13 protein-coding genes and 1 tRNA gene are annotated in these 15,462 nt (G+C 36.7%); 10 read left to right on the forward strand and 4 right to left on the reverse strand.

Features of this window, described 5'->3' with window-relative positions; all coding sequences use genetic code 11:
* Positions 1 to 337 precede the first annotated feature (337 nt).
* Positions 338 to 2,893 carry an adenosylcobalamin-dependent ribonucleoside-diphosphate reductase gene (locus ACXR6G_RS14435; RefSeq protein ID WP_458362145.1) on the forward strand — a complete coding sequence of 852 codons (2,556 nt, stop codon included), beginning with the start codon at positions 338 to 340 and terminating at the stop codon, positions 2,891 to 2,893.
* Between the two features lie 433 nt (positions 2,894 to 3,326).
* Here ACXR6G_RS14435 and ACXR6G_RS14440 read toward each other — a convergent pair whose 3' ends face one another.
* Entirely contained in the window at positions 3,327 to 5,039 is a 1,713-nt protein-coding gene (locus ACXR6G_RS14440; RefSeq protein WP_458362146.1) for a glutamine--tRNA ligase/YqeY domain fusion protein, read from the reverse strand.
* Positions 5,040 to 5,289: 250 nt separating this feature from the next.
* Here ACXR6G_RS14440 and folB point away from each other — a divergent pair, with 250 nt between their 5' ends.
* The 8 genes from folB (at position 5,290) to ahr (ending at position 11,667) form a co-directional block, all read left to right on the forward strand.
* Positions 5,290 to 5,643 carry a dihydroneopterin aldolase gene (folB, locus tag ACXR6G_RS14445; protein WP_458362147.1) on the forward strand — a complete coding sequence of 118 codons (354 nt, stop codon included), beginning with the start codon at positions 5,290 to 5,292 and terminating at the stop codon, positions 5,641 to 5,643.
* Positions 5,644 to 5,760: 117 nt separating this feature from the next.
* Positions 5,761 to 5,831 (forward strand) — tRNA-Cys (locus ACXR6G_RS14450).
* Positions 5,832 to 6,291: 460 nt separating this feature from the next.
* Entirely contained in the window at positions 6,292 to 6,507 is a 216-nt protein-coding gene (locus ACXR6G_RS14455) for a dodecin family protein (protein ID WP_458362148.1), read from the forward strand.
* 218 nt (positions 6,508 to 6,725) lie between these two features.
* Positions 6,726 to 7,049 (forward strand): cupin domain-containing protein, encoded by a 324-nt coding sequence (locus ACXR6G_RS14460; protein WP_458362149.1) that lies wholly within the window; start codon positions 6,726 to 6,728, stop codon positions 7,047 to 7,049.
* A gap of 862 nt (positions 7,050 to 7,911) precedes the next feature.
* Positions 7,912 to 9,498, forward strand: a complete 1,587-nt coding sequence (locus tag ACXR6G_RS14465) for a thiol-activated cytolysin family protein (protein WP_458362150.1) — start codon at positions 7,912 to 7,914, stop codon at positions 9,496 to 9,498.
* An 87-nt stretch (positions 9,499 to 9,585) separates the two neighbouring features.
* A complete protein-coding gene (locus ACXR6G_RS14470; RefSeq protein WP_458362151.1) occupies positions 9,586 to 9,711 on the forward strand; it encodes a hypothetical protein in 126 nt (41 codons plus the stop codon).
* 278 nt (positions 9,712 to 9,989) lie between these two features.
* Entirely contained in the window at positions 9,990 to 10,316 is a 327-nt protein-coding gene (locus ACXR6G_RS14475; RefSeq protein ID WP_458362152.1) for a cupin domain-containing protein, read from the forward strand.
* 343 nt (positions 10,317 to 10,659) lie between these two features.
* On the forward strand, positions 10,660 to 11,667 hold the full coding sequence (ahr, locus tag ACXR6G_RS14480) for an NADPH-dependent aldehyde reductase Ahr (RefSeq protein ID WP_458362153.1): 1,008 nt from the start codon (positions 10,660 to 10,662) through the stop codon (positions 11,665 to 11,667).
* 106 nt (positions 11,668 to 11,773) lie between these two features.
* On the opposite strand, the gene ACXR6G_RS14485 is transcribed toward ahr, so the two are convergent.
* Both ACXR6G_RS14485 and ACXR6G_RS14490 read right to left on the reverse strand, forming a co-directional pair.
* On the reverse strand, positions 11,774 to 13,462 hold the full coding sequence (locus ACXR6G_RS14485; protein ID WP_458362154.1) for a M56 family metallopeptidase: 1,689 nt from the start codon (positions 13,460 to 13,462) through the stop codon (positions 11,774 to 11,776).
* A gap of 2 nt (positions 13,463 to 13,464) precedes the next feature.
* The gene (locus ACXR6G_RS14490; RefSeq protein WP_458362155.1) at positions 13,465 to 13,830 is read right to left on the reverse strand and encodes a BlaI/MecI/CopY family transcriptional regulator; all 366 of its coding nucleotides are present in this window, start codon (positions 13,828 to 13,830) and stop codon (positions 13,465 to 13,467) included.
* Between the two features lie 380 nt (positions 13,831 to 14,210).
* Here ACXR6G_RS14490 and ACXR6G_RS14495 point away from each other — a divergent pair, with 380 nt between their 5' ends.
* Positions 14,211 to 14,546, forward strand: coding sequence for a rhodanese-like domain-containing protein (locus ACXR6G_RS14495; protein WP_458362156.1), 336 nt, complete (start codon positions 14,211 to 14,213; stop codon positions 14,544 to 14,546).
* 63 nt (positions 14,547 to 14,609) lie between these two features.
* On the opposite strand, the gene ACXR6G_RS14500 is transcribed toward ACXR6G_RS14495, so the two are convergent.
* Positions 14,610 to 15,317 carry a hypothetical protein gene (locus ACXR6G_RS14500; protein ID WP_458362157.1) on the reverse strand — a complete coding sequence of 236 codons (708 nt, stop codon included), beginning with the start codon at positions 15,315 to 15,317 and terminating at the stop codon, positions 14,610 to 14,612.
* Positions 15,318 to 15,462: the final 145 nt, after the last annotated feature.

Below are 15,462 nucleotides of genomic sequence, written 5' to 3' on the forward strand. Positions count from 1 at the left end.
TGTTAGTGTTGTTCTAAATTTCATAATCTTATTTTAAATAGATTTTTCACCAATTTTATTCAGAAAGTCGCTATTCTCAGTACGTTCGGAACGTATTGTGTTATCTAGATATTTTCTTTTTGGAAAACTTTTTGGTTTTATTAAAATCGTTAAATATTGACTGTGAGGTTATTAACAGTAAATTGTGGATAACTTTTCTCGATTTCTCTGTATTGGTATTGTTGGTTTGGAAAACGATAGCTAAATTGCATAAGAGAAAACAAAAACTGAAAAAAAACAGAGCTTTCACGCTTTTATGTAAATAAATAGTGAGCTAAATCTACAATTAATATTGATCATGACAGTTAAAGACAAGAAACAAGAGCCGATGGTTAAACAACAAACTTTTGATTCAAATGACGCTTATCAAGCCTCTCTAGAATATTTTAGAGGTGATGAATTAGCTGCACGTGTTTGGTTGAATAAATATGCCTTGAAGGATTCTTTTGGCAATATTTATGAGAGAACACCTGATGATATGCACCGTCGTATCGCAAGTGAAATTGCACGTGTTGAGCAAAAGTACTCTAACCCCTTGTCTGAAGACGAAATCTTTTCAGTATTAAAAGATTTTAAATATATCGTACCTCAAGGAAGTCCGATGTCTGGTATTGGAAATAAATTCCAGATTGCTTCTTTGTCTAACTGTTTTGTGATTGGAAATGAGGGTGATTCTGATTCTTATGGAGGCATCATGAAGATTGACCAGGAACAAGTTCAGTTGATGAAACGCCGTGGTGGTGTTGGCCATGATTTGTCACATATCCGTCCAAAGGGTTCTCCTGTCAAGAACTCAGCTTTAACATCTACGGGTATTGTTCCGTTTATGGAGCGTTACTCGAATTCAACTCGTGAAGTGGCTCAAGATGGTCGTCGTGGTGCTCTAATGCTAAGTGTATCAGTAAAACATCCAGATTCGGAAGAATTTATCGATGCGAAGATGGAGCAAGGTAAGGTTACAGGTGCGAATGTTTCTGTGAAAATCCTTGATGGTTTTATGGAAGCTGTTCTTGCTGGGAAAGAATATACTCAGCAATACCCTATCAATTCAGATAATCCAACTTATACAAAAGATATTGATGCTGGTAAATTGTGGAAGAAAATCGTTCACAATGCATGGAAATCAGCTGAACCAGGTATTTTATTCTGGGATACTATTGAGAAAGAGTCAGTGCCTGACTGTTATGCAGATCTAGGTTACCGTACTGTTTCGACTAACCCTTGTGGTGAGATTCCATTGTGTCCTTATGATTCTTGTCGTCTTTTGGCTATCAACCTTTATAGCTATGTAGAGAACCCATTCACACCTCTGGCAAGTTTTAATTACGATTTGTTTAAGAAGCATGTTGCAATGGCTCAGCGTATCATGGATGATATTATTGATCTTGAGCTAGAGAAAATTGATGCTATTATTGAAAAAATTGAAAAAGATCCTGAAGAGGCTGAAGTGAAACGTGTTGAACGCAACTTGTGGCACAACATTAGAACCAAGGCTAAAGAAGGAAGACGTACAGGTGTTGGTATCACTGCTGAAGGGGATATGGTTGCGGCTATGGGCTTGCAATATGGAACTGAAGCTGCTACAGATTTCTCTGAAGAAGTTCACAAAGTGATTGCAATTGAGGCATATCGTGCTTCTGTTCTTTTAGCTAAAGATCGTGGTGCATTTACCATTTTCGATGCTAAAAGAGAAATCAATAACCCATTCATTCTACGTTTGAAGGAGGCTGCTCCTGATATGTATGAGGATATGGTGAAATATGGTCGTCGTAATATTGCTTGTTTGACAATTGCACCAACGGGAACAACCAGTTTGATGACACAAACAACATCGGGTATCGAGCCCGTATTTATGCCAGTGTACAAGCGTCGTAGAAAAGTGAATCCAAACGATAAGAATGTTCGTGTTGACTTTACGGATGAGCTAGGCGATTGTTGGGAAGAGTTTGTTGTATTCCATCATAAGTTTGTGACTTGGATGGAAGCTAATGGTATTGAAACAGCAAGACATTTTTCAGATGAGGAAGTTGCTGAGTTGGTAAAACAATCACCATACCATAATGCAACATCGAATGATGTAGATTGGTTGCAAAAAGTACGTATGCAAGGTCGTGTTCAGAAATGGATTGATCACTCGATTAGTGTAACAGTGAACTTACCAAGCGATGTGTCTGAAGAACTGGTAGGCGATCTTTATGTTGAAGCTTGGAAAAGTGGATGTAAAGGTTGTACCGTTTACCGTGATGGTTCACGTTCAGGTGTATTGATTGCTAATGATAAAAAAGAAGAAGCAGCTGGAAAAGGTATGCCTGAAAAGCGACCTGCTGAGCTTGAAGCTGAGGTTGTACGTTTCCAGAACAATAAAACAAAGTGGATTGCTATTATTGGTCTTTATGAAGGACAACCTTACGAAATCTTTACGGGTATTCAGGATGATGATGAGGGCATTCTATTGCCTAAGTCGGTGAATAAAGGATTTATTCTTAAGCGTAAGGATGATGAAGGCAATACGCAATATGATTTCCAATACAGCAACAAGCGTGGCTTTAAAACGACTTTCGAAGGTCTATCGTACAAGTTTGACAAGGAATTCTGGAACTACGCAAAATTGATCTCAGGGGTATTACGTCATGGTATGCCAATTGAGCAGGTCGTGAATTTGATTTCAGGTCTGCAGCTCGATAGTGAGAATATCAATACATGGAAAAATGGTGTTGAACGTTCACTTAAAAAATACATTCCAAATGGAACTCAAGCCAAAGGGATGACATGTGAAGATTGTGGATCAGAGCATGTTATTTACCAGGAAGGTTGTTTGATTTGTCAATCATGCGGAACTTCTAAATGTGGATAAACAATTAGAACAATAAAATAGGAAAGGACGTTCGTAATGAGCGTCCTTTTTTTGTTTTTTCTTTTTTTCGCTCAAGCCGCTGGGCTCTTACTTTTTGCTTAGATCAAAAAGTAAGCTCCCCCGGAGGGCAAATGAGCACCATTGTATTTTAGTTCGCGAATCAAAAATCAAGTCAGTCTGATCCTTGTTCACTCTCTGTTGAAGCAATTGTAACACGCCTCACGGCAGACTGACAAAGCCCGCTCAAATTTTTTTAAGAAAACAATATTTTTTTTCGTTCTCAGATCGCGGTGCATTGAGCGAAGCCGAAAGGAGAGGAGTTTGGGGAGGTGGTTAAATAATTTGGACTTGCAACAAAAATAGGAGGCATTAAAACCAAAAAAAATCCGATCGTTAGACCGGATTTCTTAATAATGATTGAGAATGTAAATCTCTATTTTTTCTTTCCCTTAGAGAATGAATCTTTAAGCGATACAGTACGGTTAAAGATCAACTTCTCTGCAGAACTGTCCTTATCAGTTGAGAAATAACCCAAACGCTGGAATTGGAAACGATCTTCAGCTTTTGAATCTTTCAAACCAGGCTCTACAAAACAGTTGTCAAGAATTTGTAATGAATCCTCATTGATGAACTCTAAGAAGTCTTTTTCTTTGTGACTATCTGGTGCTTCGTCATTGAATAAACGATCGTAAATTCTAACTTCAGCTTTAGCAGCATGCTTAGCAGAAACCCAGTGAAGTGTTCCTTTTACTTTACGCTTGCTTTCTTCAGATCCGCTACCTGATTTTGATAGTGTATCATAAGTCGCGTGAATCTCGGTGATATTACCATCAGCATCCTTCACTGCTTTTTCACACATCACAATATAACCCGCCTTAAGACGAACTTCTCGACCTGGAGTCATTCTAAAGAATTTCTTAGGAGCATCTTCCATAAAGTCCTCACGCTCGATATAAAGCTCTCTAGAGAATGGAATTTCACGAGAACCTGATTCTGGATCTTCAGGGTTGTTTTCGATGCTTAGGAATTCTTCTTGTCCCTCAGGGTAGTTGGTTAATACCAATTTCACTGGATTAAGAACAGCCATCACACGAGGTGCTGTTTTGTTCAAATCTTCACGTACACAGTGCTCCAAAACTGCAACATCAATAACGTTATTACGTTTTGCTACACCAATGGTATCTGCAAAGTTTTTAATCGAGTTTGGTGTATAACCTCTACGACGCAAACCAGAGATGGTTGGCATTCGTGGATCATCCCATCCAGAAACGTGCTTTTCGTTAACCAATTGAAGTAGCTTACGCTTACTCATTATGGTATAACTCAAATTTAAACGTGCAAATTCACGTTGCTTTGGTTGGTACTCTGTATCTGTAATATTACCTACAAACCACTCGTAAAGTGGACGGTGAACCTCAAATTCAAGTGTACAGATTGAGTGAGTAATACCCTCTAAATAATCCGACTCGCCATGAGCATAGTCGTACATTGGGTAAATACACCAAGCGTCACCCGTACGGTGATGATGAGCATGCATAATACGATACATCAATGGATCGCGCAAGTGCATGTTTGGTGATGCCATATCAATTTTGGCACGCAAAACCTTATCACCATCCTTAAATTCGCCTGCTCTCATTCGAGCAAACATATCTAAGTTTTCCTCAACAGAACGGCTACGGAAAGGACTTGCAGTACCTGGAGTTGTTGGTGTACCTTTTTGCTCAGCAATTAACGCTGCAGATTGGTCATCAACATAAGCCTTACCATCAGTAATCAATTTCACAGCCCAATCGTATAGCTGTTCAAAATAATCAGATGTGTAATAAGGATCGCCATCCCATTTAAAACCTAGCCATTTAATATCTTCCATTATAGAATCTACGTACTCGGTATCTTCCTTTACAGGATTGGTATCGTCGAAACGTAGGTTACATTTTCCCTGGTATTGCTGGGCAAGGCTAAAATTTAGGCAGATTGCTTTTGCATGTCCAATGTGTAGGTAACCGTTTGGTTCCGGAGGGAAACGGGTGTGTACTCTACCATCATTGACATTGTTTTTCAGATCCTCTTCAATGATCTGCTGGATAAAATTCAGAGATTTTACTTCTTTAGCACTCTCTTCATTCATAGTCTTGTTATCCATACTTCACTCTAATTTAGATGATACATGTATTGCCTGAGATTGTTTATGATCTCGCCTTGCTTTATCTTTCGATTTACCTCGATAAACGATTTAATCACATTAAAGCAGATATAAAGGGTTCGAACTGACAAAAGTAGAGATTTTCACTAAATAAAACGGCTCCTATATCTATGAATTTGCATGATAGCTTGAAATAGAATTCGGCTTAGGGAAATTTGTCCTATATTCGCCCTGAAATATTTTTACAAGTATGAAAGGAATTATAGAACTAGAAGGATTGGAATTTTACGGCTATCATGGCTGTTTTGTTGAAGAACAGGTGGTAGGCAATAAGTTTGTTGTGTATGTGCGCATGGAGTATAATGCTGAGAAACCAGCTGCCTCTGATGCCATTACCGATGCACTCAACTATCAGCGAGCATACGAGATGATTCAGGAAGAATTTAAGATTAAATCTCACCTGCTTGAACATGTTGGTCAACGTTTATTGGATATGCTTTACGCTAAATTTCCAGAATTGGAGCATGCTACCGTTAAAGTATCCAAAATGAATCCCCCTATGGGCGGGCAAATCGAGAAAGTTAGTTTAACTTTAAGTCGATAAGTTTTTGATTCTCTTTGAACTGCGAGAATTGAAGAAAAAAAATATTAGAAAAGCTTTAAAAAGTTTGTAAAGTATTTTCTTTATTACTTATCTTTGCATCGCTCTTAAAGAGAAAAGGGTCTCTTGGCCGAGTGGCTAGGCAGTGGTCTGCAAAACCATCCACGGCGGTTCGAATCCGCCAGAGACCTCAACTAAAACCCATCTGTGAATTTCACGGATGGGTTTTTTCTTTTTGTATACTGAAGGTTCTAAATTCCTTCTTCCTTAGCAATTTTCAGAACAGCATGCTGATGTCATCGAACTTCTAAAAGATGGCAAGTCCATCCTATAAACTGCCACATCACGACGATTTTATCACAGGGAAGACCTTTTTCGCATAACAGTCAAAATTTGATGTATTAGCCTGCAATTTGCAGTTCTCTGCGCGTATATAGTGCACTATCTTCTTTGTTTATTTTTTTGATCTTCTGGCTTATAAATCGTAAATTGTATATTGCTCGATAAGTATTTTTAAACTCATAATATCTACCAAAAATCTTTCTGCATAAGGTACTCTGAATTTGAAATATAATACCCTTAATATTTGATCTTATGTATCAAATAAATAGTAAGGGATACAACATATATTAATTGATTAAAGTAAAAGCTATGGCAGAAAGTGTTTACAAAGTAGTTGAACTAGTGGGTACAAGCCCTGAATCGTGGGAAAAAGCCGCAGAAGTTGCTGTTAGTAGAGCAGCTGAAAGTCTGCGTGACCTTAGAATAGCGGAGATATCGAAACTCGATCTACAGATTAAAGATGGGAAGATTGAAGCTTATCGTGCAAGAGTGTTGGTTTCATTTAAGTTTGAGGGGGGACATTAAACCAGCACACCGTATAAGTAATCGCTTGAACAGAGGTTTCAAGATGTCTTAAAAAGAATATTCAAAATAAAAACCCATCTGTGAATTTCACGGATGGGTTTTTTCGTATGTGTAATTTTTATTGTTTTCATCTATTGTAACAAATGTTACTCTTTTTTCATTTTAAAAGCCCGACTTTTGTTTATGTGTTAGTAGTAATCAGCTTAATACAATAGATCATGGAGATAAAAAAGATATTTGAAGCGGAGTCGTTTGTAAACGGTCATGGTGTTGAAGCCAGAAAGTTTCATCAAGATGAGTATATGATGATGGTGCATTTAAATTTGAAGCCAGGTGATACTATTGCTAAACATGCAGCACCTCTTGATGTTCGTTTTTTGGTTTTGGAAGGAAAGGGAATTGTTGAGATAGGAGACGAAAGCAAAGAAGTGGAAGCAAATACCCTAATCGAAAGCCCTGCAAATTGCGGACATGGTTGGAGAAACGAGAGTGATTCTGTTTTGCGAATTGTTGTAATTAAAATGATGAAATCTGCAAAATAGTAAGAATTGAAAAGATATAAATGAACCCATCTGTGAATTTCGCGGATGGGTTTTTTCTTCTTGTATAATGAAGGTTCTAAATTCCTTCTTCCATAGCAATTTTCAGAACAGTATGCCGATGTCATCGAACTTCTAATAGATGGCAAGTCCAAGCGAAAAAATGCCACATCACGACGATTTTCTCACAGGGAAGATTTTTTTCATATAAGAGTGCAAACTTGATGTATTAGCCTGCAATTTGCAGTTTTCTTCGCGTATATAGTGCACTATCCTCCTTGTTAATTTTTTTGATCTTTTGGCTTATAAAGCGTAAATTGTATATCGCCCGATAAGTATTTTTAAACTCATAATATCTATTAAAAACCATACTGTCAAAGGTCCTCTGAATTCAGGAAAGTTTATCTGTCAATTCCCGAATTAATTGTTCTTTCATTCTTTTTTGATTTCCGGTGCTTCTTGTTGCAGATATTTAATTCCAGCAAATAAATTTCCTTGTTTTCGATTTTGTCTTGGTTCGATGCTCTCAATTAATATTGCTTCCAAAATGTCTCCAAAATATTTGATAGTTATATCGTCAAAATAACAGGCTATATGCTTGTGTATCTAATGAATAAGTTGTATGTTCTGATTAATTAGAAACGCCATAGGTTTCTCATTAATTCCTATGGCAAAAAAAAAAATAATGAAAGAACACCTACTTCTAATCCGTTAGTTAGGGGCTTTGCTCCTTTGGACCTCTCATATACAAAAATAGCCTGAAAAAATATTTTTTCCTATTACTCTTATTTATTTTCAAGATCTTTTTTATACACTGAATTGATGAAAATTAAGTTACTAATTTTGTTACCAACTAAATTATTGTATGATGAAAACTACATATTGTACTAAGATTATTTCTTTATTACTGGTTATTGGACTTTGTATTTCCTGTCATAAAACATATGATGAACCCTCAGAAAATTGGGATGTTGATTTGAATTTATATTTCAATAATCTTCCAAATATTTCTGAAGAAATGCCAGACGAGACGGCAGAAACAGTAGTTGAAGGGCCGATTCAAGAAGAGGATTCCGATTATAATTATTCAATAACAAAATATCATGCAGCGGAGGGTTTTGATGAACAAATTGTTTTGAATCCAACTACTGATGTTATTTATCCGGGTGCATTGGTTCAAGGAGAATCAATCCTTGATGGAACGTATACCCTTATACCGGCAAAACGCAAACCAATAAAAATTTCCACTTCTCTTATCGGTTCAGAATCTGTTTCAATTGAAATTCAAGATCCTAAACTGTCTTCTGTTAGAGAATCAATAAACAAGCTTATGAATCAGGAATATGAATGTCCACCAGCAAATATGGGTTTTGAAATCTATGATGCATATTCCGAGCAGCAATTAGATTTATCTTTACACGTAAGTTACAAGGGTAAAGCACTTAAAATTAGTGGGGGGTTTGATTACAACTCGCGGAAAAAAAATACCCGACTGGTAGCCAAATTTATTCAAAGCTACTACACTATCGATATGGATCAACCACTAAAACCTTCCGACTTATTTGAGGAACAAATTGACAAGGCACTTATTGGCACCTTTGCTCCCATGTATATTTCAACTATTACGTATGGGCGGTTAGCATTTTTTACAGTTGAATCGAGTTTAAGCAAAGATAGTGTGAAAGCCTATCTTAATGCTTCCTATAGAAAAGTATCAGGGGGAGCTTCCATAGAATTTAATCGTCTTTTAGCTACTTCCAATATTAGGGTCTATATATTGGGGGGATCTGGTGAGGATGCTTCGAAAGCAATCGATGGTTATGAGGCATTTAAAAACTATATTAAACAAGGAGGGAATTATTCCAAGGAATCGCCTGGTGCGATAATATCGTATACGCTGAGAAACATAAAGGACAATTCGATTGCAAAAATCGTATACGCTGCTGACTATAGTATTGTTGAAAGATTTCCGAAAGCTTTTAATTATGTTTTTACTATAGATGCACTTGAAATAAAGGACATGAATGATTTCAATGATAAAAATGGCATTTATACACAGTATCCTAATAAAGAGGAACTAATTGGAAATATTAAATGTAATGTTTCGGGAACAGCCGATGAAGAGGAATTGTGGCACTATTATGGAGGATATTGGCCAATTGCTCGTGATGTATATAAAAATTTAGATCAGGATCCAATCGATTTTAAAGATGGACACTGTACACGAAAACCTGCCGTGTTTGACAATATATTCATGAATGATTCTATTACTTTTAGATATTCATTTAGTGATTATAATTGGAATATATCTAATGAATTAATAGAAGAACATGAAGAAACAATCTCTGTATCAGAGCTAATTAATACAGCAGATAGTGGAAAAGACCTTCTCGTTAACAAAGAGAAAATATATATTAGTTTTAAAATTGCTTATGAAAAAACAGAGAATTAGTAATAAAAGAGATCAAGACTAAAAACTTGCCAAAAAAAACAGACGAAAATCCCTTCTGTTGATGGTTTGCAAAAACCAGTTTTAAAAATGCCGAAAAGTAAAGAAACAACCCTTTTAAGTGATTTGCAACCTTATACCTATATCAAACCCTTAAGAAGCGATTTAGGCGCATTTATGGGCGGTTATGAGCGCAACAGATATGCAATGTGTTAAGAGGTGAAAAAGGAGCGGGAAAAAGCCGCTTATTAATGAAAGCTATTAACCTTTTTGCATGAGAAGATTTAAAATGTCTATTTCTCTCTCATTTCAATTCCAGTATGGTGCGATTAAGAGACCTCAATTAAAACCCATCTGTGAATTTCACGGATGGGTTTTTTCGTATGTGTAATTTTTATTGTTTTTCTCTTTTGTAACAAATGTTTCTCTTTTTTCATTTTAAAAGCCCGACTTTTGTTTAAGTGTTAGTAGTAATCAGCTTAATACAGTAAGTCATGGAGATAAAAAAAATATTTGAAACGGAGTCGTTTGTAAACGGGCATGGGGTTGAAGCCAGAAAATTTCATCAGGATGAGCATATGATGATGGTTCACCTAAATTTGAAGCCAGGTGATACGATTGCTAAACATGCAGCACCTCTTGATGTTCGTTTTTTGGTTTTGGAAGGAAAGGGAATTGTTGAGATAGGAGACGAAAGCAAAGAAGTGGAAGCAAATACCCTAATCGAAAGCCCTGCAAATTGCGGACATGGTTGGAGAAACGAGAGTGATTCTGTTTTGCGAATTGTTGTAATTAAAATGATGAAATCTGCAAAACAATAAGAATTGAAAAGATATAAATGAACCCATCTGTGAATTTCGCGGATGGGTTTTTTCGTAGTTTATTTTTTCTGCAAATCTGATATTTTTCCGTTTATCTATAAAACTAATTAGTTTTCGTCCTATTCTGCCATTGAATCGACTTTGTTACGGTTTAATTATTTGCTCAGTAGCCTCGATTCGTTTAGGGAAAAGCTCAGCCCGTCAAGTATTTTTTATTCATGTTTCTTTTTTCAGTAAATTAAATGGACTCGAATTTTCAGGTTCTTAAGTCTTGCTGATTCAAGCTTAAGTCATTGGGCAGGAGTTGATTTGAAACATTTAAGTCATTAAAAAAATGCTTATTATGGAAAGAGTAAAGGCGTATGCAGCAAGTGAGGCAGGGGGACAATTAAAACCTTTTGAATATGAATTACCTGAATTAAAGTGTGATCAAGTGGATATCAAAGTTCATTATTGTGGTATTTGTCATTCTGATTTAAGTATGCTAAATAATGAATGGGGCATGACGAATTACCCCTTTGTTCCAGGACATGAAATTGTAGGCGAGGTCGCTGCAGTAGGTCATCATGTGGAAACGCTAAAGCCTGGCGATTTAGTTGGCTTGGGCTGGAATTCAGCATCCTGTATGCACTGTAAACAATGTATGGATGGCAGTCATCATCTTTGTAATAGTCTTGAAGGTACTATTGTGAGGCGACATGGTGGCTTTGCAGATTATGTGAGAGGGCATTGGTCCTGGGCTATTCCTCTTCCTGAGGGTATCGATATGAAGAAAGCTGGTCCCCTGCTTTGTGGTGGCATTACCGTATTTAATCCGATTATTTTAGCGGGTGTAAAAGCCACCGATAAGGTAGGTGTTATCGGTATTGGAGGACTTGGTCATATGGCTTTAAAATTCCTGAATAAATGGGGTTGTGAAGTCATTGCGTTTAGCTCTAACCCGGATAAAAAAAGGCAGATACTCTCCATGGGTGCAAGCAAAGTTATCAATTCCAGAAATCCTGATGAATTAGAAAGCATTGCGGGTAGTTTGGATTTTATCCTGAACACCACCAATGTCAGTTTAGATTGGAATGCCTATTTATCTGCTCTCGGACCAAAGGGAAGATTGCATACGGTAGGTGCCGTTTTAGAACCGATGGCTATCCCAGCCTTTTCCTTGATAATGGGTGAGAAATCTGTTGCAGGTAGTCCATTGGGTAGTCCAGCACTCACGCTTAAGATGCTCGAATTTTGTGTTCGTCATGATATTTATCCCATGGTGGAAGAGTTTCCTTTAGCAAAAGTGAATGAAGCTATGACACATTTGGAAGAAGGAAAGGCCAGATATCGTATTGTTTTGAAGGTATAATCGATTGCTAGCATTATCAGATGAATAAAAATCTTAGAGTTAAGATTTGATATACAAAAAACGAGCTCCAAATGGAACTCGTTTTTTTATCATACCTGAAAATGAATTATGATTTTTCGACTAAATAGGTTAATGTTGAGACCCCAGATAATCGTAACTGTTTTATCAAAACGGTCATGATTTCCTTTTTAATGTCTTTTTTTGCACTTAATTGAACAACTGCCTTTGGGTTTTTCTTAAAAAATAGTTTCATTCTATCGGCCAACTGATCAAGAGGGCAAAGTTCATCATTAAAGAAAATCCCATCTTTTGTGACTTTCAGATTCATTGATAAGCCTGATGTATTATGACTTGGGAGCTTCATAACACGAATAGGAACGATTTTATCTATGAAGCTGCGTTCCGATCCTTTTAGATCAAAATAAGCTTTATTGAAGAAGTTTATTGCTTTCTCCTTGCGAACTTGAAGATGCGCTTTTCCAATGGCTTTCATTGTGAAATCCAGTGCTCCTTTGCTTGTGCCTTTATCGAATTCGTAAACAACAACACCTTTGCTTATTTGAGCTTTATTTTTTCCACCAAAACTCATTTCTTTAACTTCTGGTCCTGTTTTCCCCCAATAATCTTTGCCCTGAATAAAGCTTTTTACAATGGCAAGAATTTCGTTCTTTGAAGTTATTTCATCATTAATAAGATAATCATCTGCTCTGTTTTGCATGATTCGCAGAACATTTCTTTTTTTAATTTTGGACTCTACTGATTCAGTCCCCTTTTCGGCCATATTAGCCAGTTTGGTTACAACCTGATTGCTTTTAGGCAGATTTTTGGCTGTCCATTGACTTAGCCATATCTGGCTACTATCAGCTTGAACCATAAGAGGAGGTAGTGTATTTACTTTCTTTATGATTTCGGGCTGTGTGAAAGCTTGTAAGAGCAGAAGCCCCATAGGTATAAAGAGTAATGCTTTTGCAACGCCCCATCGTTTAACTTGTTTCTTTTTCATCATTTTTAATCGTTTTGAGATTGAACCTTGTTTGAAATGATTGGCTACAGCAAAACGTCTTTTGCCCACAGCTTTTTCTAAAATCAACAGTTGATATTGTGTTGCATCGATGCCTGTGTTGAGTACGGCCTGATCGGCCTGAAATTCATGAACCAGTTTGAGTTCTTTCTTAAGTAACCATGCAAAGGGGTTGAACCATTGCAAATAACAAACCAGTTCGATTAAGATCACATCAAATGAATGATACAATCGGATATGTGCTTCTTCGTGCAGAAGAATGGCTGTTTTATTCTGTTTGTAGTCCTGTTTCGAAAGCACAATGTAATTTAAGAAGGAGAAAGCCTGTATGGCATCGCTAACAATTGCCAGTAGGATATCTTTATAGGGTTTAATAGTAGCTTTTCTCAGCCATTTTAAAATACTTCGGTACGAGAGTAGAAAATGAATACTAAGTAGGCTTAGAATGCTCAAGTAGACTATTGCGGTCCAGTTTATTGGCTTAGACTTAGGTGTTTCTACTAGTGGTTGTTTTTGATTTGGACTGATAACAGCTGTTTCGAGCAAGGGCATTTCAATCAATTCCCGAACTTTTTGAATGGGAGCTGAGCTGATTTCGTTTGCTGGAATTAAATGTGCCAGTAAAGGCATAGCAAAGGCTGCACAAACCGATAGCAAAAGTGTTAGTCTTTTGTATTTGTGGTTGGCGTCTTTGTTCAGCAAAAGCTTGTATAGCACATAGAAGAATGCCAGGCTGATACCGACCTTTATCATATATGTTATGAAGATGAGCATAATTAGCTTTCTTTAGATTTTTCGATGTCCTTAATCAGTTTTTTAAGCTCGTCAAGCGATAGGTTTTCTTCTTCAACAAACATGGACACGACGCGTTGGTATGAGTTATCGAAGTATTTTTGAACGACATTTCCCAAAGTTTTTTTGCGATAATCGGCTTCGCTAATCGCAGCAAAATAGCGATGTGTTTTCCCAAAGGATTCGTGATTGATAAAACCTTTCTCTTCTAAAGCTCTTACCATAGTTGATAGGGTGTTGTAATGCAATTTCTGATCGGGATACTTCTTTTGAAGATCTTTAACAAACATTGGGCCTTCTGCCCAAAATAATTGCATGATCTCTTCTTCCTTTTGTGTTAGCTTCTTCATAATGGGAATATTTTAAATCAAATATAACTATAAATTATAGTTATACAACTATATATCATAGTTTTCATTTCGTAGAACTCTGTGTTTCTGTTTTGTATGAATGCTGTGTTTTAACTTAATCCTTTTGTTTGTGAGCGCTGCAGACTGAGAATTAAGGTTCAATCGTTTTTCTTCAAATTTTTATTTTTTTTCAATATGATAGATGATGACAAAATATCTCTCTTCAATTTTAACAGTATTTAAGTCATAAATCATTTTAACTTTTCTACATATAAGCCTTAAGGCTCACGAATTTTTCTATATTTGTTAGAACAAGCCGGAAAGATGTTGTAGGAAACGACAGTAGCTTGAAAAAGTGTTTAATTTAAAAATTATAGACTATGTTATTTTTCTCAAACGATAATGCTCCCAAAACAAGTTATACGCCACTAGAATTAATCAGCGAGATGGAAAAGCGAGATGATATTCTACTTATTGATATTCGCGAATCGCATGAACTGGCGCAAGGAGGGATAGAGAATGCAATTCACATTCCTATGGGTCAAATACCAGAGAAGATGGGAACTTTGCCTAAGGATAAGGATTTGGTCGTATTTTGCCATTTAGGCTTCAGAAGCAAGCAGGTAAGACGCTATCTTCAAAAGGGTGGATTCCATAGAACAGCACATATAAAAGGTGGAATTAACCGTTGGAATCGCGAGGTGCCTACTAAATAGTTTAAGCCTTCATCAATGATATTTAAAAGCTCAATAAGTTAACTTATTGAGCTTTTTTTTCGTTTAGACAAATTTCTCTCGCTTTTGCAGATTGATTAAACTCCAAAGAATGGAGATGACTGATCCTCCGACAAGCATCATTCTGTTTTGATAGAGCACATTTTGCCAAATGGAGTAACTCATGTTGCTGGGTACATCAAAAGGGTTCAGGAAAATATTCCATTTGCTAGATTCCAGAGGTTCTGCCAAAATCAGAAATACCAAGCCAATAATCACCATAACAACCGCTGCACCGCTGGCATTTTTGATGAGAGTTGTGAATAAAAAGGATAAACTCGCCAGGAATATCAGGCTATACATAAGCTCGTAAACCATATGGAAAACAGGGATGTGAATGACTGTGAATACGACTATCCAAGACATAAATGTCATAATAAGCAGTAAGAGCAAGATGGTGAGTATAAAACGCACCAGATAGACCTTGTAGCGGTAATTGGGAATACCGAATAGGATCTCGAGCATGCGTGTGTCTTTATCGGATTGGATATTATAAATGACGGGATAAAAAAGGATAAGAATCCCCGGAAAAATAAGTGTCGAGAAAATATCAGCCTCTTCGGGACTATCGCTCGAGAAAAGCATAATACCCGCAACCATAAGGAAGAAGGCAAAAGCAGCAATCAGAAAATAGATGAACTTATTGGCAAATATAATCTTGAAATTGTAGCGGATAAAATCGCGTATGAGTTTTAATTGTTCTATTCCTTTCATAAATATGATATTTTGAGAGAGCTATAAGAGAAACTCCCTTTTTACCCTTGTTTTTCTTTACTCCGCCTGAGGCGGACTTCGTTTCACTCAGCCTTAACATCTTTTATACCTTTAGACCTTTTGACTTTTATACTTTAAACTTTTA

It is taken from the genome of Ancylomarina sp. YFZ004 (assembly GCF_054254355.1).